Raw genomic sequence first — 25,868 nt, forward strand, 5'->3', positions numbered from 1 at the left:
CCATACCGGACCAGCGACTATCCCCATTATCGGGGACACTCACAAGGTAACGGGCTGCGCGGGTGGTGAGGGACTGCGCGAGTTGGTGGGGTTTTCAGGGCGGATGGTGGGGTGTTTAGGCGCTGGAAGCGAGGCAGCGTTTCGGAAAAAGGTTCGAAAAAGTTGACTTAGGGGGTTGTGGTGTGTCGAATGGGTGTGCGATAATGTGGGGGAGGGAAATTAGTTAGTCCATTTGGGGATTCGGATTGCTAGCGTTTTAAAAGGGGGGGTGGGGAAATGTCTACACCATCGGCGTCAAACGGCGGTGGACCGCTTTCGACATCGCAGGTTTTAGATGCGGTTGCGCAGTTTGAAGCTCTGTCGACAGTCATCGTGGAGAACTTCGAAGTACTTGCACCGGATCATGCGCACGACGCATATAAGTCGATTGAGAAAGCGCGAAAACGACTCGCAGTAATTGATGCGACTTATGTGGAGACAATGAAAGGGCGGATGCCCAGCGCGGAGCACCGAAGGATCGCGTGGCTAGCGCAGGAGATGCGAATCTCGCGAGCAGAAGCGAGGCAGCGTATCAATGTCGTCGGACGTCTGAGTAGGAATGTTGATCCGTTTGCTCCGGCGAATGAGGATGTGCGAATGCCGAACCTTCGTCAGAAAGTTGAGGAAGGTGTTGTCGGTGCGGATGCTGTTGCGAAGATTGACAAAGCCGTTCGCGAGCTGCCGGCAACGGAGCATGCACAGCTGTCTAGGCTGCTGGACAAGCACATTGCAGATTTAGTGGACAAAATCCGTGTTGATGATCTCAATAAATTGCCGAACCGTCTGCGGGCGATGCTGGGGGTTGATGACCCGTATACGGATGAGGACCGTGCTCGGAAACGAAGCCTAAAAATCGGTGCTCAAGGGCCGGATGGCATGAGCCGGTTGAGCGGTGTGGTTACGCCTTCGTTTGCGGCGGTGCTCAAAAGGCTGCAGGCAGATTATGCGCGACCTGGCGGGTTGCTCGAAGAAGGTGCCGATGACCAGCGGAATCCGGAGCAGCGTTTCCATGATGCCGTGGAAGCGGCGGTGAATGGGGGCTTTCAACCGGGCGGTGAGCTTCAGCCGGCGCGGGGGACGACATCGGTGGTCACCGTCGCGCATATCGCAGATGTGGCAGCGTTAGCTGGAGTCTCCCTGCCTGAGGGGGAAGATTTTGTACTTCCTGGATCGGGTAAAGCGGTCTCAGACGCGGGAGTGCGAATTTCCATTAGTCAGGCCGTGCAACAGATGGTCGATAGAAATTCGTTCCTCCAAGTCTTGGGGAATGAGGGGCAGACCTTGTACTTTGGTCGATCCCGCAGGCTGGGGACTTTGCCGCAGTATCTGGCCCTTCTTGGAGAGGAAGGAGGTTCCTCCGCGCCGGGCATGGGCACTCCGGGAGCTATGTGCGATGTTCACCATGTGCAGTCGTGGGCTTCCGGTGGTGGCACTGACCTGGATAATCTCACGTTGGTGGATCCGGGTACGCATCGAAAGATCGATGATGCTCGATGTGATGAAAATGCTTGGTGGACGCTCCGGCCGGATGAGGTGCCGGAGATTCTAGGAACTGACGAAGGGGACGGGGTTAGCGGGGAGTGTGAGCCGGCCTCTACTGATCGTGTGGTCTGGGTGCCCCCGAAAGACGAGGAAGGAAACCGGAAAGCGGAATCCAATGAGGACCCCGATACGTTCGATAGCCCGGGGCGCTGGTTGCGTCGTAAAGCGCGAGAGAAACGGACGAGGGACACAGCGGATGGCAATGGTGGGACGGGACAGGATCCCGGTGGGTAGTCGGATTGGGAGGCGGGGCCTGGCTTAGAGGTTGATCTTCCGTTTCGTAGTCAGCTTTGCGTTAATGAAGCGGTTAAGAAAAGGGGTGCCGACGCTGGCGGCATAGTGCAGTAGTTTTTCTGCGGTGGCACAGCCGATTCCATGGCCGGTGCCTGAGATGAAAACGGCCAGGTGGGCAGCATCTTCAGGCACCTTCCCAAGCTCCTAGTTTTAATAACGTACATATCGCGCTACCAAGTCAATCGATTTAGAATCCGGAATTATGACAACATCCATCTCGGTACAAGAGCTTCGTGACAAGATTGCCGGCGGCGGTCGTATCGTCGTCGTTGACGCACGCTGGTCGCGTGCTAAAAAACCATATGACTCCTACGCCACGGCTCACATCCCACTGGCCGTGTTCTGTGATCCCGAGTTGGACCTAGCAGGTGTTCCAAGCCGAGAAGCTGGTCGCAACCCGTTGCCGGATATCGAGCGTGTGCGCGATGCCGTCCGTCGATGGGGAGTCCGCTCGGAGCATCTCGTGATCGTCTACGACGCGGGCGATGGACTGTTCGCGTCACGTGCTTGGTGGATTCTGCGCTGGGCAGGTTTGGAGAATGTGCGTGTCCTCACCGGTGGGTTAGCTGCTTGGGAAGCAGATGGAAACGAGACTGCCTTCGGGCCCGGAAATCTGCCGCGGCCTGGAACGATTGCGGTGAGTGAAGGCAATATGCCTGTTGCCAGCCTCGATGACGTACGCACCTGGTCTGAGCGTGGAATTTTGGTGGATGCGCGTGAGCCCAGCCGTTTTGAAGGTCGTAGTGAGCGCGTCGATCTGCAGGCAGGTCACATCCCGGGTGCCGTGAACCTGGCGGCTCGCAGTCTGCAAAATGCCGACGGCTCCTTCCTGCCTGTTGAGCAGCTCCGTGAGCGCTTTGCCTCCGTCGGTATCGAAGACGGTCGCAATGTAGCGGTCTACTCCGGTTCCGGTCTTCATTCCTCGCTGTTCATTCAGGCTATGGAAGAAGCGGGCATCACGGGGGCCTCTCTGTATGTCGGTGGCTGGTCCCAGTGGGCTGGCAATCCGAGCCTGCCTATCGTCCGCTTCTAAGCGGGCCCGGGCCAGGGCGACCGCCCCAGGGCCCCAGATGTGCCGTCCATGTGGCTTTTGCCCCTCGCCCTTTACCGTCCTAGAGAGTCCCGTACGCTCTCTCCTCGGGCATTGGCATTGCGCCAGACGGGGGACGGCATCTTGTCGCTGACCAAATAGAACGGCTTCTGGCTTAAGCTAGGAGATTAATGATTCCCCTAGTATTCACCCTCGCAGCGATTCTCATCATCGCCGCAGTCGCGCTGTTCGTTGTCGACCGCCGCCGTCGCAGCACAAGTGAGACTGCTGTGGCGTCTCCGTCATCGCCATCGCTTTACGACGAGCCCTCGGACTCCACCGGCGAAGTAACCGGTGTGGCGGCAGAAGATGTTGTGTCCGAACAGTCGGATTCTTCGGAGCAAGGCAGCCCCGAGACAACTTCTGTGGCGAGACCGAATGTCGCAGCTGACGCTGACTCTGAGGTTGCCGCTGAGACTGATAGCGCCGCTGAAGTTGATTCTGAAACTGAGGTTTCGACGACAGAACTGGGGACTTCAGCTGTAGAAAAGACACCGACGGAGCCTGAATCTGTCTCGGGAATCGAGCCGGCGGCCACTGCTGAAATGCCCGAAGCAACAGAAGACGCGGGTGCTGCCGAAACATCGGAAGCAGCAGCTGATCTGAATGCGGGAACGGACGTGACTCTCCGAAGCGGCGCGGAGTCTGGCACAGAATCTGGAGCAGGGCCTGGCATGGAGCCAGCCGAGTCGGTGACTGCTGAAGATACCGATACCACGGATGAGCCCGAGACAGGTTTAGTGGACAACACCAGTGCCATAGATGCCAACAGCACCACTGCTCCTGACGCTCGCATTGGAACTGTTGACGGTGCAGAATTCGAGGCTGTGCCCGGCGAAAATGCTGAGACTGACGAAGTGCCGCAATCATCCGATCGTGCGGCGCGCACCCAGGCCACCCAGGCCACCCCGCCCACTGTGTCCACCCAGCCCGCGCAACCGCAGCGCGCTCAGCAGCAATCAGTGGCCCCTATCCGTCGACGTATCAGCGGTCGCCGTGTGCGTCACTTGCGGAAAGCCTGGGCGCAGGAACGTAATTCTGTCTATAACCGTGTGGACCATGAGCTGCCGTCGTACTGGCAGCGTACGCCGGACGGCGATGCCAAGGCCGTGGTCTCCGGTTTCGCCTTTGGCCGGGAAATGCACCTCGCCGATGTCGGCGGCATCACCACCATCGCCATCCGCCGTTCTGTATCCAGCGATGAGGTTTTCGAGTTGCGCCGCAGCGGCGGCACGACGCTGCCTCACGTAGCTACCGAAGCCGGCCTGGTAGTCGCAGCTACCGACCCAGAGCTCATTCATCGCATTTTCGACGACCGTGCAACCCGCATGCTTGCCGACGTGCACCCGGCCATTACCCGCATGTGGTCCGAAAACTCCTGGTCCTTGGCTCAGCTGATTGATAATTCGGTGCCAGAGGACTGGGACGGTGCACTGGCATCGCTGTCGGACTTCTCCGACATTGCACGCAGGTTGCCACCAGCGGAAGGCGAAACCGTCGCTCCGGACACTAAACAGTGGGATCCCACTCGTTTGCAGCTCACCGAGCAGTCCGTTGACTCTGGTTCCTTGATTTCGGATGGAACCGGGCGTGGGCACTTGCACGCGGTACCAGATCAGCGTCGCAACGGTTCTGCTAACCACGATTCGCAGGATCACAGCTCACAGAACGGGCATGCCCAGAGTCACAGCGCGCAGAATAGCAAGGGTGAAGAGCCGCTGGACGTTGAGGAAATTGTTTACGCAGATTCTCCTTCGTCCTCGTCCGCTGCTACCGCGGATGCAACCACGGATGATTCGCAGTGGCCGTCGCAAAGCAATGCACAACCCACGGTGGTGCAGGCGATTGACGGTTCGTCGTGGCGCCCTACGCGGGATATACCGCTGGATCCGACGGCGCTGCCTTCGCGGTCGACGGCACGAAAGATGGGTGCAAACGTTGGCGAGTCGGAGGACATTGGGGATTCTGGCCAGCAGATTCCTGCGCTTGGGGAGGACCCCGAACATAGCCGGATGCGCTCGAGCCAGGGGCGTGTGGTGCGATCAAATGTGAAGCCCGCCAGTATTTTTACCGACGCCGCCCCAGACCTCGACAGCAGCGACGACCCCATCGAATCTATGTCCGAGGACAAGGGCGTAACCCCTGATTCCGCGGACGAGTAGAACCAGACATATCCTTGAGCACACAGTCGTTTATTTAGGAGACAACCTCAGATGAGCATCCACACGAGCAATGTCAATCAGGAGAAGCTGCAGCGTTTGGCCGAGCTGGTCAAGGAGCTGGCGGTTGTTCATGGCAAGGTCACGCTGTCGTCTGGACGTGAGGCTGATTACTACGTTGACCTGCGCCGCGCCACTCTACATCATGAGGCCTCGCGTCTGATTGGTTCTCTGCTACGAGAGCTCACTGGAGACTGGGACTACGCGCACGTCGGTGGTCTGACGCTTGGCGCGGATCCGGTGGCTACCTCTGTCATGCACGCCGAAGGGCGTCCAATTGATGCCTTTGTGGTGCGTAAGGAAGCCAAGAAGCACGGCATGCAGCGCCGCATCGAGGGACCGGACATTGTAGGCAAGAAGGTCCTGGTTGTGGAGGACACCACCACCACGGGCAACTCTCCGCTGACCGCCGTCGCTGCACTACGTGAGGCCGGTGCTGAGGTTGTCGGTGTCGCCACGGTGGTTGACCGCGCGACGGGCGCCGACGAGGTCATCAAGGCTGAAGGCCTGGACTACCGTTACCTGCTCGGTTTGGATGACTTGGGTCTGGCCTAAGAATCTGAGCGCTAGAGCTATCGCCGAGCCTCACCCTGCTCGCCGAGCCTCACCCAGCTCACCGCCCCAACGCAGTCCCACGAAAGAGGAACATCCCCATGACCACCAAGCGCGCAGGACTCCTGTCCAAGCTCACCACGACCAAACTTCCCGGCACAAAGGAAACCGTCGCTGACATGTTTGTGCGTCGCACGGGCGAGGGCCTCGGCGCACTCGTCGGTATCGCCAGCGCAAGCTCCGACACCCGCCGTGCCCCAGAACGTGCCGGCTACATCGCCGCCAGTGCGGTCAACGTTGTCTCCAGTGCCTTCGGCTGGGAGACTCCACGTCGAGTTTCCAAGACTGTCCTCATGCCACTGTTGGCGGCCAATGTTTGGCGCCGTCGCCACGAGACGTCTCGCTTTACGACGACCACCCTGCTCATCGGCCTCGCCGGCGGTTGGCTGGGCGACTTGATTCTCATGCCGAATAAGCCGAACCTGAACCGCGGTTCTGTGCCGTTCGCAGTTAACCAGGTTGCCTACCACGTGCTGCTGTGGCGTGCCGGAGCTCGGATTAGCGCGCTGCGTGCTGCCATTCGCTTCCCACTGTGGGCTGGTTCGGTACCGCTGGTCGGTGCTGTAAAGCCCGAGGCGCTGCCCGCTGCTGTTGGCTACGGTCCGCTGCTGGCTGTGACCTCCGCACTGGCCGATGACCCGGCGCTGCTGGAGGGTGCCGGTGCTGTCGGTACTGATGAGCAGACCGGCCTACCGATTGCCGATGCCGCCTACGGCCTCGGCCACGGTGGCAACCTGTTCCTCGTCTCCGACACGCTACTGATGGCTCGAAAGATGTTTGCGGAGGAGGGCGTCGTCGGCAAGCTTCTGAATGCGGCAGTGATGGACACCTACACCGTGGCGCAGTTGTTCCTGGTCGAGGGGCTGTTGGCTCTTGACCGCGCCTGAGCCCGGGAAGGGGCCGACGGAATGGTTTGAGGCTCGTGTCGGGGTGGGGCCGTGGGAGCAGGAGCACCCGAACGAACCCCGGCCGACCGGCCCAGAATACGATGAGCAGCTTCTGGATGAGGGCGACCGACGTAATGTCGTCGATGCCTACCGCTACTGGACGATGGAGGCTATCGTCGCGGAGCTGGATAAGCGTCGTCATCCGTTGCACATCGCCATCGAGAATTTTGAGAATGACTCCAACATTGGCACCGTGGTACGCACCGCAAATGCCTTCCTGGTGGAGGCCGTGCACATCGTGGGGCGCAAGCGTTGGAATCGTCGCGGCGCGATGGTGACTGACCGCTACCAGCACTTGCTGCACCACGGGACGGTGTCGGAGGTCATTAGCTGGGCGCGCGAGCATGATTTGGCTGTCGTGGCCGTGGACAATGTGCCGGGCTCCGTACCCATCGAAACCGTTGAGTTGCCCGAGCGTTGTCTTTTGCTCTTCGGCCAGGAGGGGCCGGGAGTGACTGAAGAAGCACAGCAGTCGGCGGATTTGACGGTGTCGATTGCCCAATTTGGCTCGACGCGTTCGATAAATGCGGGGGTAGCGGCGGGTATTGCCATGCACTCTTGGATTCGTACTCATGCAGATATCACCGCGGCCTGGTAATTGTCTGCTTAGGTGTTTTATTTCGAAGGCTGTTTTAGAGCTGTTTCACAGCCGTTTTAAGGAGAGCCAGTGGTTCTAAAAATGTCGCGTCCGGAGGCCGAAACGTGGGCCTATCGTGCGGACGTGGCTGAACAGGCGATTCGCAACCGTCATGCGGCGAAGCTGTGGGGTCTTCCGGGCACGAATTTGGCAATGGCTTCCTGGCCCGCGCCGCTGCGACATAAGGTCTTCATCAACTGGCATTACTGGTGGCAGGCGCAGTATCTCGACTGCCTGGTAGACGCAGCCAAGCGCGTGCCTTCTAAGGAGAAGTACCGCGCTATCCGCCAGACCACTCGGGGTATCCGCATTCGCAACCTCACGCTGCTGACCAAGAACAAGTACTACGACGATCGCGCGTGGATGGCGTTGGCGCTCGGGCGTGCCGACGCGGTCCTCGGCGCATCGGTGCCCAAGAAGACGACAGCACGGCTGATTTCATGCTTGGGTGATGGTCGGCAGGAGTCCACGGGTGTGCTGCCGTGGCGTGAGCAGGACCTCTTCTTCAACGTTCCCTCGAACGGTCCTGCAGCCATCGCTCTGGCCCGGGCTGGTCGTATCAAGGAGGCAGAGGAACTTATCGATTGGGTTTACGCCAACCTCCTGTCGGACTCAGGGCTGCTCTACGACGGCATTCGCTTGTCCATGGCAGGTGCCGTCGTGCAGAAGGGCATGTTTACGTACAACCAGGGTGTCATGATTGGCGCTTGCCTCGAAGTGGGACTTGCGCTTCGGGCGCACGGCCAGCGTGAACAGGCGACGAAGTATTTCACGCGCGTGCAAAACCTCATCCACGCGGTGGCAAAGGATTTGGCGACCACCGACAATGTTATCGCCGGTGCCGGTGGCGGCGATGGTGGTCTGTTCAACGGCATCCTGGTGCGATACCTCGCCGATGCGGCGGTGCGTTTGCCTGGAGACAATCGCATGAATCGCGCGGCAGCTCGCATTGCTCGCCGACTGGTTCTGGCTTCGGGGGAGAAGTGCTGGTACCACCGCCTCGAGGTTGATGGCCTGCCGCTTTTCCCCGCAGATTGGAACGATAATGCTCAGTTCCCACAGGGCGGTTCGGTTGCGCAATCAGTCGGTGGCGCGGTTCGCGGTTCGGCGATTAAGGAGCGTGACCTCTCTGTCCAACTGTCGGGTTGGATGCTGATGGAAGCGTGCGCCCGAGTGGCCGATTTTGTTGCGACCAAGCTGGAAAATGGTGAGTCGTTGGATTCGACGAAGCCGAGCTGCCCGGAGTAGTCGGGGAACGCTAGTTGGTCGTCATCTGGCGCTTGCCGACGTTGTACCACCGCGCTGTGCCCGCCGTTGCCAACAGGGAGTCACCTACTGAGCCCCTGCCATCGCCACGTGATGCCTGGCACAATAGGACGCATGAAACTCAATGACATGATGGCTCCTGCTCCCGTGAAGCTCCCCGTTCTTGACGAGGCCGTTGCTGCCCGCAACGGTGGCGCAAGCCCGGAGGCCGTGGTTCGCGCATGCCCGCGCGATTCCCAGGCTTGGGCGGATTTGGCTGAAAGCGCCTTGTCCGAGGGCCAGGAGATTCAGGCCTATGCCTTCGCTCGCACTGGTTACCACCGCGGTCTGGACCTGCTGCGTGGAAACGGCTGGAAGGGGTTCGGAGCCATTCCGTGGGAGCACGAGCCGAATCGTGGTGTGCTTCGCGCCTTCGCAGCGTTGGCTAAGGCTGCTAAGGCTATCGGCGAGGATGATGAATTCGATCGCATGATGGCGTTGCTGCGTGACAGTGATGAATCCGCGTTGCCAGAACTGGGTCTTTAATCGCGCACAGAGATTCAGCGGGCACATAAGAGTGCACAACAGCACAACGGGTACATAAAAAGCGCACAGTTTTTTACATGAGGATGGTGACTTCGGCATGGCTGGCATAGCTGGTGGGGAAGATAAGGATGCCGCAGCTGCCAGGAATCTAGAGGACCTTGCTCCCGCGCATGTCGACGACCTCGTCGAAGCTAAGGAAACGCAATTCGTCGAGGATAATCCGCGCCCGGATTTCCAAGATTTTCGCAATACGTACCTACATCCGGCCTCCCGCGCAGCAAACAAGTTGCGTCAGAAAGTGAGGCCCCGCACGCGTTTCCTCCATGCGATTGACCGTGTGCGCTCCCGTTGGATGCTCATTGTCCAAGCCACGTTAGCCGCTGGGTTGGCCTACTGGTTCGCACTTGAGGTACTGGGGCACCCCAACCCGTTCTTCGCGCCGATGGCCGCTTTCATCAGCCTCAACGTGATGACCGCAGGTCCTCGCTTAAAGCACTCTGTGGAGTTGGTGCTCGGTGCCTCGTTGGGAGTCGGCATTGGTGATGTGATTATCTCCATCCTCGGCTCGGGTATCTGGCAGCTGACCGTCGGTGTGTTCGTCGCCATGGTCATCGGTGTGTTTGTCGGTCGAGGACCGCTTGTGGTCAACCAAGCGGCATCTTCAGCCGTGCTCATCGCCACCATTATTCCGCCGGGCACCGCTGGTTCTTATTACCGAATGATCGATGCTCTCGTCGGTGGTGTGGTGGGCATTATTGTGCTCATGATATTGCCGCGAAGCCCGCTGGCGGGTGCTCGCCGCAAGGTGGCCAAGGTCCTCGACATGGGTGCAGATGTACTTTATGACATCGGCATCGGCATGAAAGAGGGCGACACCGATCGCATCCGCACCGCACTGAGCGTGGTGCGCTCCATGCAGGCGCAAGTCTCGCTGATGGACCGCACTGTCGCCGACGCGGGCGAGCAGGTCCGTATCTCGCCGTTGCTCTGGCGCTCCCGGGATCGAATCCACTCGCTGTCACGTATGGTTCATCCCGTCGACAACGCCATGCGCAACATCCGTGTGCTCGCGCGTCGCGCTATCACAGCACGTGAGGACCACATCGACTTCTCGTCCGAACTGTGCGCACTTGTTCTCGGCGTGTCTGAAGGTACGCGTCTGGTCAGTCATGTGCTTGACGACGAAGCCGCCGTGCGCCGAATCCCAGAGTGGGGCGAGTTGCCTTTCGAGTCCGGCGACATCGCTATCGCTCAGCTTTCCGAGGGATCCGGAGAGGTCAAGCTTGAAGACGTGGTTCGGTACTTGCGTCGTCTAGCGGCGAAAATGCACCCGCGCGTGATCGAGGACGCAACGCTGTCGGAACAGGTTGTGTTTGCGCAGTCCCGCTCCTTGGTGGTGGACCTGTTGCAGGTGTGTGGCCTGTCCAGACGTTCAGCTGTGGCAACGCTGCCGCCGACGACGCCGTTCCCAGCAATGCCACCGGAGGTATGGGACGAGTAGCCGGTGAGGCGTGGGCGAGTAGTGGCTCGCTAGGCGCCAGGCGGTTACTGCCCACGTGCTCCGGCGCACATGCTACTGCCCACGTGCTACTGCAGCGTGCTCTAGTGCGGTACGCGCTTGACCTCGACGCCACCGAAAGCGACGAAGCCGCGCACAATAATCTTCGGAGCCTGTCCTGCGCCAGGAGCAGGAAGGTTACGTCCCGGGTTTCCAGTAACATCCGTGCCTCCGAAGATGGGCAGCACGTCGACATCAACCTGGTAGTGGTCGGGGACAATGACGTCGACTCCACCGAAGGCGCAGCCAATGTTGACGACAGTGGTTTCCGCGGTAAGGATGGCCTCGCGGAAATCCAAGCCAGTCCCGCCGAAGGCCGCCACCGTGGTGTGCGTGGGAGCGCACGTCCAAGGGCCTCTCTTGTCGGTGCCGCCAAAGATGCCGATGGAGAGCTTCGAACCAGTTGCCGCGGCGGAGCTATCAATCCGGGCTGGTTGATGATTGCTGGCTGCATTCGGTGCCACTGAATGGTGCTCGTCCGGGACGCTGTGCAGGTTCGGGCGCAGGTTAGGGTTTGGGTGCGCATGTGGAGTCGGCTCGGCCAGGTTCGCGGGCAGCGACAAGTCCTGTGTCAATGTGGGCAACTCATCAATGTACGTTGCCTTTTGGGCTTTCTCGGTGCGCTCCTGCAGTTCCGCAAAGTCAATCTGGCCATCGCGGAATGCCCATTCCAAGCGTTCCAGCGCAGTGTGGCGGGCTTGGTCGCCAGCGCGTAGCCGTGGGGTGTTGTCAGTCATGATGCTGTCCTATCGAGGCAGTGGCGGGCAGGGGCTTTAACACCCAAATGTTATCTGTACTCGAGCTATCGCGCAGGCCACTTTCGCGCAAGCCACTTTCTCACGGGCAGACCGTGGCTATTGCCCCGACGCAGTTAGTGCACAATCTGCAAGTCGCGAAGGTGTCGGTACAGAGTTGTCTTCTCTCGCGGCTTTCGAGACTCGACTCCATCGCGCACATATCGGAAGCCCAGGCCACCAACTTGAACTGCCCGACCCGTCATCGGACGGTGTAGCTCGCGGGCCGGGGCTTCTTTCGCTTTACGACGGCCACCGCGCCCCAATCCGAGTCGGCTCAGCAGGCCTTTGTTGCCTCCATCCTCGTTACCGATTTCCGCTTCCGGAGCCGGAACTTCGGCCGCAACGATGCCCGGGGCGTCGGGGGTAGGGCGAATCTGCAGGCCGGTGGATGTGCCGGAGAACATCTGATGCTCGTCGACATAGACCTCGCCAGTAAACCCGTTTGCCGAGGACACTCCGGTAATTCCCGGCTCTGTCAGTAGGGCGTAACCAACAATTGCGTGGCCGGTGTCATCGCGAATCAGCGGCACTGGCGTCGTCGGGCGTGTGAGCGCGGTCGCCGCATCGAGCCCTTCTCCTCCTTCGATGCCCCAGTTTTTGGCCGCGGTCGACGGTGCGGTGGGGACATGTGCCACTTCAATCCACAGGAGGTTCTTGCGCATCAGGTAGGTTGCCACGGTAGCCAGTGCCGCGTCGGTGCCAACGACCACAATTCGTAACGGCTCGCTCGGCTTTTGCGGAGCGGGTTGCGGAGCGCCTAAGTGGTCGACTTTCTTCTGCTTGGAGATTTCCTCCGGCGTCGGAGCTGTATCGACAGGCAGTACGTCCTTGGCCAGGTCGTCGATGAAAGCCAGCTCCTTGCGGGTGGGGATCATCGCGACGTCGTGAAGCGCATAGGCGGGTGGTGCCGGAGTAGCTGGTGCTGATGGTGTGGACGGTGCTGATGTAGACCATGATTGGCGGAGCAATTGGGGAAACGCGGGTACATCGGGGCCACACTGCAGCACAACAATACGCATAGGACTACACTCTAATGCGTCGTCTGCAATCCCAGGAGTTGAAGTAGGACTATGGCCGCAATCATTATCGTCGGTGCCCAGTGGGGCGACGAGGGCAAGGGCAAAGCAACCGATATTCTCGGTGGCCGCGTCGACTACGTCGTCAAGCCCAACGGTGGCAATAACGCCGGCCACACCGTTGTCGTCGGCGGTGAGAAGTACGAGCTGAAGCTGCTTCCGGCGGGTGTGCTGTCGGAAAACGCTGTGCCGATTATCGGTAACGGCTGTGTGGTCAACCTCGAGGCGCTTTTCGACGAGATTGATGGCCTCGAAGCTCGCGGTGCAAAAGCCTCCCGCCTGCGCGTTTCCGGCAATGCCCACATGGTTGCTCCGTACCACCAGACGCTGGACCGCGTGACCGAGCGCTTCCTGGGTAAGCGCGCTATCGGCACCACTGGCCGCGGTATCGGCCCGACGTATGCCGACAAGGTCGGCCGTACGGGCTTGCGTGTCCAGGACATTCTGGATGAGTCGATTCTGCGCCAGAAGATTGAGTCTTCGCTGGCTCAGAAGAACCAGATTCTGGTCAAGCTGTACAACCGCCGCGCTATCGACCCGGATGAAGTCTTTGATTACTTCATGGGCTTCGCCGATCGTCTGCGCCCGATGATTATCGACTCGGAGTTTGAGCTCAATCAGGCTTTGGATGCCGGCAAGCACGTCCTCATGGAGGGCGGCCAGGCCACCATGCTCGACGTCGACCACGGCACCTACCCGTTCGTGACCTCCTCGAACCCAACCGCTGGTGGTGCCTGCGTGGGCACCGGCATCGGCCCGACGAAGATCACTTCGGTGCTGGGCATCATGAAGGCCTACACCACCCGCGTCGGTGCTGGCCCGTTCCCGACGGAGCTGTTCGACAAGTGGGGCGAGTACCTGCAGACCACCGGCGGTGAGGTCGGAGTCAACACCGGCCGTAAGCGCCGCTGTGGTTGGTACGACTCGGTGCTGGCTCGCTACGCCGCGCGCGTCAACGGTTTCACGGATCTGTTCATCACCAAGCTGGATGTCCTGACTGGTATCGGCGAGATTCCGATTTGTGTCGCTTACGACGTTGATGGCGTGCGTCACGACGAAATGCCACTCACCCAGTCGGAGTTCCACCACGCTGTCCCGATTTACGAGACCATGCCTGCGTGGGACGAAGACATCACTGGCTGCCGCACCTTCGATGAGCTGCCGGACAAGGCCAAGGATTACCTGAACCGACTGGAGGAGCTCTCCGGCGCTCGCATTTCTTACATCGGTGTTGGTCCGGGTCGTGACCAGACCATCGTTGTTCACGACGTGCTGGATAACTAGCGCTGGACACTTAACCTGGAGGCAGTGGCGAACTAACCGGAAAATAGTCCGGCTTTCGACCCGGCTTTATCGAACTGTTAGATAAAAAATCTTCGGTGCCGAAACCGCTGGCTGCTGTAAAAAAGAACATTTGCTAACCACGCGAAGGCTCTGGGAATTGTCAGTTGCCCCTGGCATCCCAGAGTCATTTTTGTATCGTAGGCCTCACCGCGTAGTCCAACGACAGAAGTCCAAACGACAGAAGGCGTGTGGTTTTCATGCAAAACACAGGACACCGAGTACAACGACTGGCAAGTTCCGCCGTGCTTTCCGGCGCGATGGTTTTCTCCGCAGTAGGTGGAGCAATTGCAGCTCCTGCGGCTCAGGCGAAACCAGCTCCGGCACCAGCACCGGCTCCAGCTCCGGCGCAGGCGGATAGCTGTACCCCGAACCCGGCTGCACCTGAAATCCAGGCGGCCCTGGATAAGGTCAACAGGGAGCGTCCGAACAACCATGATGGGTGGAAGTACACTGGCACCTCCAACTTCAGCCCGTGTAGCGATTTGAGCTTTGCTCTCGCAGATCAGGCCAAGCAGGGTAACGCTCAGTCCTCCACTGTGTTGTTGATGTTCCACAAGGGTGAATACATTGGTACGGACTCTGACCGGCCTCAGCACATCAACAAGGTGACGCCGACCCCTGATGGTAAGAACATCTCGGTCATCTACCACGACTGGGAGGCCCAGGAGGCCGCAGGTGCGCCGAACGCTGATGTGGCCAAGTTCACCTCTAATGTTCACTTCTTCTGGAACGGCGATCACGTCGTTCACGAGGGGAAGATTCCCGGCGGCGCGAAGCCCGCTTCCTAACGGCTCCCGAGAACTCTCGAGAGCTTTCGAGAATTCTTGGGCACTCGCGGGGACTCTTGATTTTTTCCAAGTAAACTCAATTCAGAGTCGGACATGAGAAAGTAATGCTCCGTCGTAGCGCAGTGCTTGAGAAAACTTGAGAGAACAGAAGAGGTTCCAGCCATGAGTGGTCATTCAGTTCGTCGCGGGTCGATGCTGGTTAGCGCGGCGGTCGCAGGTGTAGTGGCTTTGTCCGGTTGCTCCACTGATGAGACCGCAGCACCGACCTCTGCTTCTCAGGTAGATCAAGAAACGACGACCATCACTACGACCACCACTGTCGAGGATGACAGTGAAAGTGCAGATACCCCCAATCCGGATGTCGATGACAACGACTCCGATGGGGGTTCTTCTGCGCCAACCCAGGAAGAGGCTTTCGAAGAAGCGGTTGCCGACCTGAACTCAATGGAAGGTGGCAATGGCAGCGGTTGGACAGTCACGGACGATACGAACTGGGATACCACCAGCGAGTTGACCTTTGCCTCAGCAGTACAGAATGAAATTACGCATTCAACTACCGCTGGTGCAGTGCTGCTGTTTCATAAGGGCGAGTACGTGGGTACCGCCGGTGGTCCGCAGACAATCAACTCGGTCGAGGGCGATGGCAAAACTGTGACCGTCAATTTCTTCGATGTCAATAAAATGATCGAAGACGGCGGTGCCTTCGCCTTTAAAGACCAGTACAACGCTCCCGTTACGTACTCCTGGGATGGGTCAGAGGTCGCTCAAGAAGGCGAGATTCCAAAAGCAGAGGGAAATTAAACGCTCACCCCGCACTCTCTCCAGATGCGAGTGCTGTCAGGCCGTTTTAAAGTAGTGGCGCGCCACACAGTTTTCATCTAGATTTCTGTGTTCCGTAAACCTCCGACGGTAGTTTGTCGACACTGTGTTGTCGGTACTGCGCCGTCGCTATGAAGTCGCTAATACTACGCCCAAAGAGGAAAAATCACCGGCCATGTCTTCTCGCAACTCATCTGACTCCATGTTTGACGAACGGACCAAGCAGAGCGAGCAGCCTCAGAATTCACGCGTCCACGGCACGCGTCGCGCAATCGCGGCCATCGCTATGGGCGCGTTTGCTATTTCTCCTATTGCAGCATGCAGCAATGATGCGGACAACGACGCGGCATCGTCGTCAAGCAGTGCAAGCGCGGTTAGCACTACGTCGAGCGAAGAGAAGACCTTTGAAAAGCAGCAGGTCGCTGAGCTGAATGCGGCCGCGAATGTGCGGCCGGCTGCGATGGCTAAGCTGCCGGAGGGTTTTGATCTGCAGTCACACCGTGGTGGTCGCGGTGAGTGGACGGAGGAGTCCAAGCAGGCGATGATCAACTCGTTGGAGCTGGGCGTTACGACGTTGGAGCTGGACATCGTCCTGACGAAGGATGGCGTGCCTATGGTCTGGCACGATCCGGAAATCCAAGACGACAAGTGCTCGGACACCGAGCCAGTGACGGAGGGGGACCCGCAGTACCCGTACGTCGGCAAGCTCGTACATGATCTCACCTATGAGCAGGTACAAACCCTGGTCTGTGACAAGAAGCTCGAGGACTTCCCGGATGCGGAGCCAATCAAGGGCAATAGGATGATGACCCTGCCGGAGCTGTTCGAGCTGACTAAGGATAACCAGGACATCCACTTCAACATTGAGACCAAGATCGAGGGCGAAAAGCGCGCTGACTCGGCAGAACCGCAGGAGTTCGTCGATGTGATTCTCGACGAGATTGACCGCGCGGGTGTGGCTGATCGTGTGATGATTCAATCCTTCGATTGGCGCTCGTTGCCGCTGGTCGCGGAACGGAACCCGGAGATTCCGCTGGTCATGCTGTGGGACGAAACCACCTGGAAGAAGGATTCTCCTTGGATTGGCGATGTCAATTACGACGAGGTCAATGGCGACATCATCGAGGCCGCCAAGCAGCTCGGCGTGCAGGTGCTCTCGCCGACGCACAGCATTCCTTACGGCAAGACACCGTCGGATGCTGACTACCACCCGGTCGCCACGCCGGAGCTAATCTCCCGTGCGCATGAGGCCGGCATGAAGGTGGTGCCATGGACGGTGAACGAAAAGGAGACCATGCGCGAGCAGATTGCCGCTGGTGTCGACGGCATCATCACCGACTACCCGACGCGACTGCGCGAGGTCTTGGCCGAGCTGAATATGCCGCTGCCGGAGCCTGCTCCGGTGGGTGATGCAGCGATGTCGACGAACTAGTAAACCCGGCCAGCACCAGCGGAAACTCGTCTGTATCCCTGTTTTGCCCATGTTTAGCTCTGCGGGCCGAGCGTGTTTCGTGTCACACTTGACCTTATGACGCGTTTGAAAGTGCTTGCCGACGTTGACACGGGTATCGATGACAGTCTTGCTCTCGTCTACCTCGCGGGGTTGCATACCGCAGGCGAGATCGAGCTGGTGGGTGTGACCTGCGCAGGTGGTAACACCACTGCGGCATGGTCTGCCCGTAATACCAAGTACATGCTGAATCTTTGTGGTTGTCCGGAGGTTCCGGTCGTCAGCGGTTTCGAGGGGCCCGCTGACCGTGAGCTGACCACCACGCCTGAGACTCATGGCCCGTACGGGCTGGGCTACAACCTGGCGCCACCGGCCGTCATCTACGAACCGGGGCGCGCAGGAGCGGCGGATCCGCTGGCGCTGTGGCGCCAGGTCATCGAGCAGGCACGGTCGACGGGGGAGAAGGTGCACCTGCTGGTCACTGGCCCTATGACCACCTACGTGGCCGCTTTGAAGAAGTACCCGGAACTCATGCGGGAGCTCGACGGCGTGACCATTATGGGTGGTGCTGTGGAGTACCACGGTAACGTTACCGAGTTTGCGGAATGGAACTTCTGGGTTGACCCCACCGCGGTCATCGAGGTCTTCGGCACCGCGGGCGCTGTGGCCGTCGAGCGCCCGGAGGATGCCGTGCGCAGCATCGCCACCGCCGCAGGCGCGCCGGTGCCGACGCTGGTTCCGCTCAATGTCACCGAGACCATCACCATTAGTGATACTGAGATTGAATCCTGGCGAGATGCCGGTATGAACCCGGAGCTACTGCGTGTTCTGCGTCGCTCACTGAAGTTCTACTTTGAGTTCCACCAGGGAGTTGGAGTCGGTTACAAGGCGCAGGTTCATGACCTCTTTGCCGCGATGGTGGCCGTCGGTGCGGTGACCGGGGAAGTGGAGAAGATGCGTCTCGTGGGCGTCGATAAGCGAACCTTTGCAGATGAGCCAGCACGCCGCGGACAGGTGGTGGAAGATCCTGCCGGTTCGGTGGCGAATGTTGTCCTGGCCGCTGACCGTGAGGTGGCGCTGGCTGAGTTCCAGCGGGTGTTCCCGCGCTAGGTTCCCGCCCGTGCCCGCCGCGGTGAATCAGCTCGCTGTCGTATGCTGGAGGCAATCAATTTAACAGCTGCTGGTTGCGCAGCGTATGTGCCGTAGACGAAAGCGAATTTATCTCGATGTTCACCCCTGAAGTCACCGGAACCCCGTACCAGCCGGAAGCAACGCGAGTTCTGCTGCTCGGCTCTGGCGAGCTCGGCAAGGAGGTGACCATTGCTTTCCAACGTCTTGGCGTTGAGGTGCACGCTGCCGATCGCTACGAGCATGCACCGGCACACCAGGTCGCTCACCACGCCTACGTCTTGAATATGTCGGATTCCAGTGCACTGCGGGATCTGATTCTCCAGGTCAAGCCCCACTTCATCGTCCCCGAGATCGAGGCCCTGGCAACCGAGGTGCTGGAAGAGGTTGAGGAAGACGAGACGCTGGACGTCACCGTTATTCCAACCGCACGGGCGACTCAGCTGACCATGAACCGAGAGGGTATTCGCCGTCTGGCTGCGGAAGAGGTTGGGCTGCCGACTTCCCGCTATCACTTCGCCTCCAGCTTTGATGAATTCACCGCAGCTGTCGATGAGATTGGCTTCCCGTGTGTGGTCAAGCCGGTCATGAGTTCCTCGGGCAAGGGGCAGTCCACGCTGCGTTCGCCGGAGGATGTCCAGGCCGCGTGGGATTATGCCATGAGTGGCGGCCGCGTCGAGTCCGGCCGCGTCATTGTGGAGGGCTTCGTCGATTTCGACTACGAGATCACGCTGCTGACCGTGCGCTCCGTTGATCCGGAGACCGGCGAGGGGGCAACGTGGTTCTGTGAGCCCATTGGGCACCGTCAGCAGGACGGCGACTACGTTGAGTCATGGCAGCCGGCTGCCATGAGTGAAAACGCCCTGGACAATGCGCGCTCTGTCGCCGCGCGCATCACCAACGCGCTGGGCGGTCGCGGTATCTTCGGCGTCGAGCTGTTTGTCCGCGGCGATGAGGTGTGGTTCTCCGAGGTCAGCCCGCGTCCGCACGACACCGGCATGGTCACCATGGGCACCCAGCGTTTCTCTGAGTTCGAGCTGCACGCGCGTGCAGTGTTGGGTCTGCCTATCGACGTCACGCTGGTGTCCCCGGGAGCCTCCGCTGTGGTCTACGGCGGTGCTGACATCGAGCAGCCGGGTTACACCGGGCTGACGGAGGCCATGGCTATTCCGGAGACTGATATTCGTATCTTTGGTAAGCCGGTCGCTGGCCCGCGTCGCCGCATGGGCGTTGCTGTTTCAACCGCGGATTCTGTCGATGCTGCTCGTGAGCGTGCATCGGAGGCGGCATCAAAGATTAAGGTCGTCGAACTGGGCTAGTTCGACGACCTAGTGTGCGCTGCGGTACGGCCATAACCGGCCCCGCAGCGCACTTTTTTGTTTGCCCGCTATGGTGCGTAAGCTACTTGATCTACTTGGACTTCTGTACCGGTGGCTCGGCCGACCAGGGGAAGACGATCCAGTCATCGGTGTGCTTCCAGACATAGTCCGGTGCAATCTCCGAGCGGGACTTGCCGTAGAGCACAGCGGAGCGTACTTCCGCACCGTGGGTCTTAAGCAGATCGAGCACCAGGTGCAGCGTGCGACCGGAGTCTGCGACATCGTCAACGACCAGCAGACGGCGGTCGGAAATCGACTCGATGTCCAGCAGCGGTTCCAACAAAACCGGATCCGGTAGGGTCTCCGCCACGTCGGTGTAGAACTCGACGTTAATGGCGTCAGAGAGCTTGACGCCCATGGTGTAGCTGAGTGCACCTGCAGGTAGAAGACCACCGCGGGCCACGGCGATAATGATCTCCGGCTCGTAGCCCGAATCGACAATCTGCTGTGCCAGTTCACGGGAGGCGACGCCGAAGCCTTCCCAGGTCAGAACTTCCTTGACGTCCAGGTTGGATGAGTCTGCATGATAAGCCATGTATTAACTCTAATCCGAAGACCGACTGACGTGCACAATCAACTGCCCGGTTAGACCCGACGCGCTAGCTGGCGACAGTCTCCACAACCGCTTCGTGTACAGCTTCGGCCACGTCATCGGCATCTGGCTGCTTTGCGACGACCGTGGAGGCCGCAACCATGTCGGCCCACTCGACCAGCTTCTTGCGCTCGCGGCCTTCGGCTTCGCCCGCTGCACGTTCGGCGGCGTCGAGTGCGTGCCAGCCCTCCCAGGTGGTGACCTGGAGGCCCTTGTTGGCCAGGAACTCGTCGACGTCGTTATGCGTGGGCTTTGCAGGTGCGACCAGGCGGCCTGCCTCCCAGTCGGCGATGAGGTTGCCGACAGTTTCGTTGGCGTCGCCCTTGGTGTTACCGATTAGCCCGACCGGGCCACGGCGAATCCAGCCGGTGGTGTACAGACCCTGGATGTGGTTGCCGTCGACGTCGTCAAGCACGCGTCCGCCGGCATCTGGGATGGTGTGGGTGCCGGTGTCGAACGGTACGCCGGTGACTGCGTCGGAGCGGTAGCCGACTGCACGGTAGACCGCACCGACCGGCCATTCGGTGAACGTGCCGGTGCCACGGACGCCACCCTCGCCGTCGAGTTCAGTGCGTTCGGTGCGGATAGCGCTGACATGCTGTACTCCATCCTCACCGGTCTCGCCGATGATTTCGACCGGGGACTCGAAGAAGTGGATGAAGAGCTTGTGCGGGGCGCCCTTTGGCTCGCGGATGGCGTAGTTTTCCAGAATCGTACAGACCTGATCGGTGATCTTGGACTCGCGACGGGACGTTTCGGAGGCGGCATCGTACTGGATGTCCTCCGGATTCACGACAACCTCAATGGTGTCAGAGTGGTCCAGTTCCTTCAGCTCCAGTGGAGTGAACTTTGCCTGAGCCGGACCGCGACGGCCAAAGACATGGACTTCGCGGGCGGCATTCTTTGCCAGGCCGTCGTAGACGTTGTCGGCGATTTCGGTGACGTGCAGCTCATCGGCAGTCTTGGCGAGAATACGGGCGACGTCGAGGCCCACGTTACCGACGCCGATCACAGCGACCGACTCAGCAGAGAGGTCCCATTCGCGAGCAAACTCCGGGTGGGAGTCGTAGAAACCTACGAACTCACCGGCGCCGTAGTGCTCCGGCAGGTCCGAGCCCGGGATGTTCAGATCACGGTCGCCGGTCGCGCCAGTGGCGAAGATGATGGCGTCGTAGAACTGGCGCAGTTCATCAACGCTGACCTGCTTGCCGACGTCCACGTTGCCCAGTAGTCGAACCTGCGGCTTGTCCAGCACTCGGTGGAGGGACTTAATGATGCCCTTGATTCGCGGGTGGTCTGGCGCAACACCGTAGCGGATGAGGCCGAACGGCACTGGAAGGCGCTCGTAGAGGTCGATGGCGACATCGCGGCCGGACTTCATCAGCGCGTCGGAGGCGTAGATACCGGCCGGACCCGAGCCAACCACGGCTACACGCAGCGGCGTGGTGGAGTTGGCGAGATCGGGCAGTGAGGAAGCGGCCGTGTTCTGGGCTGCAGTCTGGTCGTTGGTCATTGGGTGGAATCCTTTTTCTACGTTTTCTTTGTCGCGATTGCTTATCGTAGACCAATCGGTCTATGCTTGCTGAAACAGAATATAGACAAACTGGTCTACAAAAAGCAAACACAAAACACCGCAAGAATCACTGCTTTGGCTTGAGAGGGTTTTGCTGCGTATTGCTTCTGCTGAACGAGGTCTAAAAGAGCTTGTCGTGCGGACGTCGTGGCAACGGCAGGCTCTGGTTGGGTAAGCGGGGAAGGGCTTGTCATGGAAAAACTCATAGTCTTCGTGCTAATCGGCCTTGGCGCGCAATTAGTCGATGGCACTCTGGGGATGGCTTTCGGTGTCACCGCTACTTCGCTGTTTATTGTCGCTGGTAGTAGTGCTGCCACTGCGTCGGCGGTGGTTCACGTAGCAGAGGTGGGTACGACACTGGCCTCCGGTATTTCACACTGGCGATTCGGCAATGTCGACTGGCGACGCGCGCTGAGTCTTGGCGTGCCGGGTGCTATCGGTGCCTTTATTGGTGCGACCTTTTTGGCGAATCTCGACGGTGATGCTGCGACGCCTGTGACCTCGACAATCTTGCTTTTCCTCGGTCTGTGGGTGATTATCCGCTTCGCCTTTTTGGCCAGTGTTAAGCGCAAGAAGAAGGCCTGGGGGCCGAAGAAGCTCGCTCCGCTGGGGCTCTTTGGTGGCCTGCTTGATTCCACTGGAGGTGGTGGTTGGGGGCCTGTTACCACCTCAACTTTGCTCGGCGCTGAGGCTGACCAGCCGCGCAAGATTATCGGTACTGTCTCTGCGGCGGAATTTCTCGTTGCCTCGGCGGCTGTACTGGGCTTTTTGCCCAAGCTGCGGGAGGAATTCACCCAGCATGCTGCACCGGTAATTGGTTTGTTGTGTGGTGGTGTGATTGCGGCCCCCTTGGCTGCGTACCTGGTGGGGCGCATTAATCCGCGGCTGCTTGGAATTGCGATCGGCGGCGTGTTGGTGGGGCTGAATATTCGCACTCTGTTTTCGTCGCTGGTTTCTGGGGGCGTGCTGGCAACGGTGCTGCTTGTGTGGGCTTTTGTTGTCGTCGCGCTGGTGCTGTGGGCGCGTTCGCACGACACTCTTCCGGGTTTTCGTCAGCGGATCCAGCTTGAGCCGACTTCTCAGTCTTCCTCGGCTGATGTGCCTAGTTCTGGATCTCCATCACCCGCTTCGGTTGATGCCGGGGCCGAGGATGCTTCTGAAGGTGTCAAAGTGGGTGCGAAAAACGGTGTCCGCGTGGGCGAAGCGGGGGTCCGCTAGGTATCCGAGCGTGTCCCGGCTTGCACTAGCCAGACTGGTCGGTCTAATGTTGCCTGCAATGCAACGTAGACCAAACGGTCTATAAAGATTAGAAACTAATTCGGTCAACGAGAACAAAACGAAAGTGATTCGGTAGATTCCCCATGAGCTCTCCTACGAAAACCGCCGAGCGTCCAGCTTCCGCAGCGGCTACCCGACGTAAGAAGCGCGCACCGAAGCCACAGGGGCAGTGGCTTATCGACGGCCGCGAGCCACTTAACGACGACGAGCGCATTAAGAAAGAAGATGCTGGCATCGCCGTTAAGCAGCGTGTTATCGACATCTACTCCAAGCAGGGGTTTGACTCCATCCCCGCGGAGGACCTAGCGCCTCGCTTTAAGTGGATTGGCCTCTACACCCAGCGCAAGCAGGGGCTTAGCGGTGAGCACACCGGCGTGAAGACCAACGCCGAGCTGCAGGACAAGTACTTTATGCTCCGCGTCCGCCTCGACGGTGGCCAGACCACCACCGAGGGCATTCGCACCATCGGCGAGATTTCCCGCGACTTCGCCCGCGACACTGCGGACTTCTCCGACCGCCAGAACGTCCAGCTGCACTGGATTCGCGTCGAAGATATGCCGGAGATCTGGGACCGCCTTGAGCGAGTTGGTCTCGACACCAACTTTGGCTGCGGCGACGTTCCCCGCGTTATTCTAGGCAGCCCGGTTGCCGGTGTTGCGGCCGATGAAATTGTCGACGGCACCAACGCCATCCGCCGCATCAAGGAGGAGTACCTCTCCGGCGACGAGTTCTCCAACCTACCGCGTAAGTTTAAGTCGGCAGTTTCCGGTTCCCCGCGTCTCGATGTCACCCACGAGGTCCAGGACGTTGCCTTCGTCGGTGTCAATCATCCAGAGCACGGCCCCGGTTTCGACGTTTGGGTCGGTGGTGGTCTCTCCACCAACCCGATGCTCGCCCAGCGTCTCGGCGCCTGGATCCCAGAGGACGAGGTTCCCGAGGTATGGGCGGGTGTGTGCCGCATCTTCCGGGACTACGGCTACCGTCGCCTGCGCAATCGTGCGCGTCTGAAGTTCCTCGTTGCCGAATGGGGCGCGGAGAAGTTCCGCCAGGTACTCGAAGACGACTACCTCAACCGCAAGCTTATCGACGGCCCCGCACCCGAACCTTTCGAGGGCGACCGGGACCACATCGGCGTGCACAAGCAGGCCGACGGTCTCAACTACGTCGGTGTTAAGCCCGCTGTTGGCCGTGTTCCGGGCTCTGACCTGGTCAAGCTCGCCGACATCGCCGAGCGCCACGGTGTTTCCCGCGTCCGCACCACCGTGATGAAGGAGCTCATTCTCCTCGACGTCGCCGACGACCAGGTCGACTCCCTGCTCGCAGAACTCGACGAAATTGGCCTGTCTGCCAAGCCTTCTGCTTTCCGACGGGGCATCCTGGCCTGCACCGGCCTAGAGTTCTGCAAGCTCGCACTTGTCACCACGCGCCAGCGCGCAATTGATTTGGTGGGCGACTTGGAGGAACGCCTCGGTGACCTCGACGTCCCAATCACCATTGCGCTCAATGGCTGCCCGAATGCCTGCGCCCGCACGCAGATTGCCGACATCGGACTCAAGGGGCAGATTGTCACCGACGACGAGGGCAACCGTGTCGAGGGTTTCCAGGTTCACCTCGGTGGTTCGCTGGGGCTCGATGCCAACTTCGGCCGCAAGGTTCGCGGACACAAGGTCACCTCGGCAGAACTGGGTGACTACATCGAGCGCGTCGTCAATCACTTCAAGGAGCAGCGCCACGAGGGTGAACAGTTCCGCGAGTGGATTGTCCGCGCTGATGAGGAGGACCTGAAGTGAGTGAATCTCCCAATGGGGTTCGGTCGCAGGGGCCGTCGTCAAGCGAAAAAGACGAGACGCCAGCGCGACTGGGAATCGGTGGCCGAAGCGCACACCCCAATCCGAACCGGGGTGCGGTGATGCATTGCCCTTACTGCGGCGGTGATGATCTGTGGCCCGACCTGGAAACCGATTACGCCTGGCAATGCCGCGAATGCTGCCGGGTATTCACAGTGAAACTGCACGGACATATCGATAGAAAGGTGGCGTCATGAGCACGGGACTGAAAACCGCTGAGGTCATTAAGACTCAGGAGGCGCTCGCGCGTGAAGACGCGCTGGACAACCCGGAAACTGCTCGCCGTCTGATTGAGCTCGCACTGGAGTGGGGTTCCAAGCTGGAGACCGCCACTGCTGGGGAAGTACTGGAATGGGGTGCGGAGCACCTGCACACGCCACTGGCTGTGACCCTGTCGATGCAGGACACAGTGTTGGCGGAACTGGCTGCTCGGCACGCGCCGGAGGCAGATCTGATTTTCCTGGATACCGGTTACCACTTCCCGGAGACCCTCGACGTGGCAGAGCAGGTCGCACAGCGTTACGACAACCGACTGCTGTCGATTGAGCCGAAGCGCACCCGCGCCGAGCAGGACGCCGAAGAGGGCGTTGATCTGTACAAGACCGACCCGACGCGATGCTGCGCATTGCGGAAGGTCGAGCCGCTGTCTGCCGTGAAGCGCCCCTACGAGGGCTGGGTCACAGGTCTGAAGCGCGTCGACGCGCCGACCCGCGCACACACGCCGGTACTGGAGATCGACAAGACTGGTCGCATCAAGCTCAACCCGTTGGCCACCTGGACAGATGAGGATGTTGCCCAGTACATCGAGGACAACGACCTCATTGTGCATCCGCTGACGCAACAGGGGTTCCCGTCGATTGGCTGCGCGACATGCACCGCGCGAGTGGCAGAAGGTGCGGATCCGCGCTCGGGTCGCTGGGCGGGCTCCGAGAAGACTGAGTGCGGATTGCACCTCTAGTTCGAGCGGCTAGCAGACAGCTACTTGCCGCCAGCCACTAGCCGCCCGCCGATAACCGATATCAGCTAAAACAGCGCAGTTACAACAGCCAACACAGCCCAACAGAAAGA

General features: G+C 59.9%; 23 protein-coding genes. 18 read left to right on the top strand and 5 right to left on the bottom strand.

Annotated features, from left to right (window positions below; translation table 11 throughout):
* The first annotated feature begins 276 nt into the window (after positions 1-276).
* Positions 277-1,815, top strand: coding sequence for an HNH endonuclease signature motif containing protein (locus tag ADB08_RS00005; RefSeq protein ID WP_049169846.1), 1,539 nt, complete (start codon positions 277-279; stop codon positions 1,813-1,815).
* Between the two features lie 24 nt (positions 1,816-1,839).
* Here ADB08_RS00005 and ADB08_RS11680 read toward each other — a convergent pair whose 3' ends face one another.
* Entirely contained in the window at positions 1,840-2,007 is a 168-nt protein-coding gene (locus ADB08_RS11680; RefSeq protein ID WP_187271215.1) for a hypothetical protein, read from the bottom strand.
* Positions 2,008-2,077: 70 nt separating this feature from the next.
* Here ADB08_RS11680 and ADB08_RS00010 point away from each other — a divergent pair, with 70 nt between their 5' ends.
* The 8 genes from ADB08_RS00010 to ADB08_RS00045 all read left to right on the top strand — a co-directional run bounded on the left by ADB08_RS00010 (position 2,078) and on the right by ADB08_RS00045 (position 10,672).
* A complete protein-coding gene (locus ADB08_RS00010) occupies positions 2,078-2,908 on the top strand; it encodes a sulfurtransferase (protein ID WP_049169848.1) in 831 nt (276 codons plus the stop codon).
* A gap of 188 nt (positions 2,909-3,096) precedes the next feature.
* Positions 3,097-5,127 (top strand): hypothetical protein, encoded by a 2,031-nt coding sequence (locus ADB08_RS00015; protein ID WP_049169849.1) that lies wholly within the window; start codon positions 3,097-3,099, stop codon positions 5,125-5,127.
* A gap of 51 nt (positions 5,128-5,178) precedes the next feature.
* Positions 5,179-5,739, top strand: a complete 561-nt coding sequence (pyrE, locus tag ADB08_RS00020) for an orotate phosphoribosyltransferase (protein ID WP_049169851.1) — start codon at positions 5,179-5,181, stop codon at positions 5,737-5,739.
* 98 nt (positions 5,740-5,837) lie between these two features.
* A complete protein-coding gene (locus ADB08_RS00025) occupies positions 5,838-6,683 on the top strand; it encodes a lysoplasmalogenase (RefSeq protein WP_016421548.1) in 846 nt (281 codons plus the stop codon).
* Complete coding sequence (locus tag ADB08_RS00030) at positions 6,670-7,341, top strand: TrmH family RNA methyltransferase (RefSeq protein ID WP_049169854.1); 672 nt, start codon at positions 6,670-6,672, stop codon at positions 7,339-7,341. The genes ADB08_RS00025 and ADB08_RS00030 overlap by 14 nt, the downstream gene beginning before the upstream one ends.
* Before the next feature lie 69 nt (positions 7,342-7,410).
* Positions 7,411-8,628, top strand: coding sequence for a glycoside hydrolase family 76 protein (locus ADB08_RS00035; protein ID WP_049169856.1), 1,218 nt, complete (start codon positions 7,411-7,413; stop codon positions 8,626-8,628).
* Between the two features lie 132 nt (positions 8,629-8,760).
* The gene (locus ADB08_RS00040) at positions 8,761-9,171 is read left to right on the top strand and encodes a DUF3151 domain-containing protein (protein ID WP_016421545.1); all 411 of its coding nucleotides are present in this window, start codon (positions 8,761-8,763) and stop codon (positions 9,169-9,171) included.
* Between the two features lie 97 nt (positions 9,172-9,268).
* Positions 9,269-10,672 carry an FUSC family protein gene (locus ADB08_RS00045; RefSeq protein ID WP_005510217.1) on the top strand — a complete coding sequence of 468 codons (1,404 nt, stop codon included), beginning with the start codon at positions 9,269-9,271 and terminating at the stop codon, positions 10,670-10,672.
* Positions 10,673-10,773: 101 nt separating this feature from the next.
* On the opposite strand, the gene ADB08_RS00050 is transcribed toward ADB08_RS00045, so the two are convergent.
* Positions 10,774-11,466 (bottom strand): DUF1707 SHOCT-like domain-containing protein, encoded by a 693-nt coding sequence (locus tag ADB08_RS00050; protein WP_049169860.1) that lies wholly within the window; start codon positions 11,464-11,466, stop codon positions 10,774-10,776.
* Positions 11,467-11,600: 134 nt separating this feature from the next.
* Complete coding sequence (locus ADB08_RS00055; protein WP_224784293.1) at positions 11,601-12,545, bottom strand: hypothetical protein; 945 nt, start codon at positions 12,543-12,545, stop codon at positions 11,601-11,603.
* 51 nt (positions 12,546-12,596) lie between these two features.
* Here ADB08_RS00055 and ADB08_RS00060 point away from each other — a divergent pair, with 51 nt between their 5' ends.
* The 6 genes from ADB08_RS00060 to purT all read left to right on the top strand — a co-directional run bounded on the left by ADB08_RS00060 (position 12,597) and on the right by purT (position 19,450).
* The gene (locus ADB08_RS00060) at positions 12,597-13,886 is read left to right on the top strand and encodes an adenylosuccinate synthase (RefSeq protein WP_016421542.1); all 1,290 of its coding nucleotides are present in this window, start codon (positions 12,597-12,599) and stop codon (positions 13,884-13,886) included.
* 257 nt (positions 13,887-14,143) lie between these two features.
* On the top strand, positions 14,144-14,734 hold the full coding sequence (locus ADB08_RS00065) for an LppP/LprE family lipoprotein (RefSeq protein ID WP_049169864.1): 591 nt from the start codon (positions 14,144-14,146) through the stop codon (positions 14,732-14,734).
* Positions 14,735-14,896: 162 nt separating this feature from the next.
* Complete coding sequence (locus ADB08_RS00070) at positions 14,897-15,535, top strand: LppP/LprE family lipoprotein (protein ID WP_048734507.1); 639 nt, start codon at positions 14,897-14,899, stop codon at positions 15,533-15,535.
* 193 nt (positions 15,536-15,728) lie between these two features.
* Positions 15,729-16,985 (top strand): glycerophosphodiester phosphodiesterase family protein, encoded by a 1,257-nt coding sequence (locus tag ADB08_RS00075; RefSeq protein WP_049169869.1) that lies wholly within the window; start codon positions 15,729-15,731, stop codon positions 16,983-16,985.
* Between the two features lie 96 nt (positions 16,986-17,081).
* Positions 17,082-18,113 carry a nucleoside hydrolase gene (locus tag ADB08_RS00080; protein ID WP_049169871.1) on the top strand — a complete coding sequence of 344 codons (1,032 nt, stop codon included), beginning with the start codon at positions 17,082-17,084 and terminating at the stop codon, positions 18,111-18,113.
* Between the two features lie 116 nt (positions 18,114-18,229).
* Positions 18,230-19,450: a formate-dependent phosphoribosylglycinamide formyltransferase gene (purT, locus tag ADB08_RS00085; RefSeq protein ID WP_049169873.1), complete on the top strand. Its 1,221-nt coding sequence runs from the start codon at positions 18,230-18,232 to the stop codon at positions 19,448-19,450.
* Between the two features lie 91 nt (positions 19,451-19,541).
* Here the strand turns inward: purT and ADB08_RS00090 are convergent, their stop codons facing one another.
* Positions 19,542-20,045, bottom strand: a complete 504-nt coding sequence (locus ADB08_RS00090; RefSeq protein WP_016421536.1) for a phosphoribosyltransferase — start codon at positions 20,043-20,045, stop codon at positions 19,542-19,544.
* A 64-nt stretch (positions 20,046-20,109) separates the two neighbouring features.
* Positions 20,110-21,615 (bottom strand): FAD-dependent oxidoreductase, encoded by a 1,506-nt coding sequence (locus ADB08_RS00095; protein ID WP_049169875.1) that lies wholly within the window; start codon positions 21,613-21,615, stop codon positions 20,110-20,112.
* Positions 21,616-21,867: 252 nt separating this feature from the next.
* On the opposite strand from ADB08_RS00095, the gene ADB08_RS00100 reads away from it, so the two are divergent.
* The 3 genes from ADB08_RS00100 (at position 21,868) to ADB08_RS00110 (ending at position 25,758) form a co-directional block, all read left to right on the top strand.
* Positions 21,868-22,893 (top strand): sulfite exporter TauE/SafE family protein, encoded by a 1,026-nt coding sequence (locus tag ADB08_RS00100; RefSeq protein ID WP_049169877.1) that lies wholly within the window; start codon positions 21,868-21,870, stop codon positions 22,891-22,893.
* Between the two features lie 143 nt (positions 22,894-23,036).
* Positions 23,037-24,743, top strand: coding sequence for a nitrite/sulfite reductase (locus tag ADB08_RS00105; protein WP_016421533.1), 1,707 nt, complete (start codon positions 23,037-23,039; stop codon positions 24,741-24,743).
* Positions 24,744-24,993: 250 nt separating this feature from the next.
* A complete protein-coding gene (locus tag ADB08_RS00110) occupies positions 24,994-25,758 on the top strand; it encodes a phosphoadenylyl-sulfate reductase (protein ID WP_048734528.1) in 765 nt (254 codons plus the stop codon).
* The last annotated feature ends 110 nt before the right edge of the window (positions 25,759-25,868 follow it).

The organism is Corynebacterium sp. 239_CJEI (genome assembly GCF_001055995.1).
GTDB classification, from domain to species: Bacteria; Actinomycetota; Actinomycetes; order Mycobacteriales; family Mycobacteriaceae; genus Corynebacterium; species Corynebacterium jeikeium_D.

Excerpts from the sequence above, each read along its gene's own strand:
- ADB08_RS00005 (WP_049169846.1), top strand. The coding sequence starts at position 277 with ATGTCTACACCATCGGCGTCAAACGGCGGTGGACCGCTTTCGACATCG.
- ADB08_RS00010 (WP_049169848.1), top strand. The coding sequence starts at position 2,078 with ATGACAACATCCATCTCGGTACAAGAGCTTCGTGACAAGATTGCCGGC.
- ADB08_RS00015 (WP_049169849.1), top strand. The coding sequence starts at position 3,097 with ATGATTCCCCTAGTATTCACCCTCGCAGCGATTCTCATCATCGCCGCA.
- pyrE (WP_049169851.1), top strand. The coding sequence starts at position 5,179 with ATGAGCATCCACACGAGCAATGTCAATCAGGAGAAGCTGCAGCGTTTG.
- ADB08_RS00025 (WP_016421548.1), top strand. The coding sequence starts at position 5,838 with ATGACCACCAAGCGCGCAGGACTCCTGTCCAAGCTCACCACGACCAAA.
- ADB08_RS00040 (WP_016421545.1), top strand. The coding sequence starts at position 8,761 with ATGAAACTCAATGACATGATGGCTCCTGCTCCCGTGAAGCTCCCCGTT.
- ADB08_RS00045 (WP_005510217.1), top strand. The coding sequence starts at position 9,269 with ATGGCTGGCATAGCTGGTGGGGAAGATAAGGATGCCGCAGCTGCCAGG.
- ADB08_RS00050 (WP_049169860.1), bottom strand. The coding sequence starts at position 11,466 with ATGACTGACAACACCCCACGGCTACGCGCTGGCGACCAAGCCCGCCAC.
- ADB08_RS00055 (WP_224784293.1), bottom strand. The coding sequence starts at position 12,545 with ATGCGTATTGTTGTGCTGCAGTGTGGCCCCGATGTACCCGCGTTTCCC.
- ADB08_RS00060 (WP_016421542.1), top strand. The coding sequence starts at position 12,597 with ATGGCCGCAATCATTATCGTCGGTGCCCAGTGGGGCGACGAGGGCAAG.
- ADB08_RS00065 (WP_049169864.1), top strand. The coding sequence starts at position 14,144 with ATGCAAAACACAGGACACCGAGTACAACGACTGGCAAGTTCCGCCGTG.
- ADB08_RS00070 (WP_048734507.1), top strand. The coding sequence starts at position 14,897 with ATGAGTGGTCATTCAGTTCGTCGCGGGTCGATGCTGGTTAGCGCGGCG.
- ADB08_RS00075 (WP_049169869.1), top strand. The coding sequence starts at position 15,729 with ATGTCTTCTCGCAACTCATCTGACTCCATGTTTGACGAACGGACCAAG.
- ADB08_RS00080 (WP_049169871.1), top strand. The coding sequence starts at position 17,082 with ATGACGCGTTTGAAAGTGCTTGCCGACGTTGACACGGGTATCGATGAC.
- purT (WP_049169873.1), top strand. The coding sequence starts at position 18,230 with ATGTTCACCCCTGAAGTCACCGGAACCCCGTACCAGCCGGAAGCAACG.
- ADB08_RS00090 (WP_016421536.1), bottom strand. The coding sequence starts at position 20,045 with ATGGCTTATCATGCAGACTCATCCAACCTGGACGTCAAGGAAGTTCTG.
- ADB08_RS00095 (WP_049169875.1), bottom strand. The coding sequence starts at position 21,615 with ATGACCAACGACCAGACTGCAGCCCAGAACACGGCCGCTTCCTCACTG.
- ADB08_RS00100 (WP_049169877.1), top strand. The coding sequence starts at position 21,868 with ATGGAAAAACTCATAGTCTTCGTGCTAATCGGCCTTGGCGCGCAATTA.
- ADB08_RS00105 (WP_016421533.1), top strand. The coding sequence starts at position 23,037 with ATGAGCTCTCCTACGAAAACCGCCGAGCGTCCAGCTTCCGCAGCGGCT.
- ADB08_RS00110 (WP_048734528.1), top strand. The coding sequence starts at position 24,994 with ATGAGCACGGGACTGAAAACCGCTGAGGTCATTAAGACTCAGGAGGCG.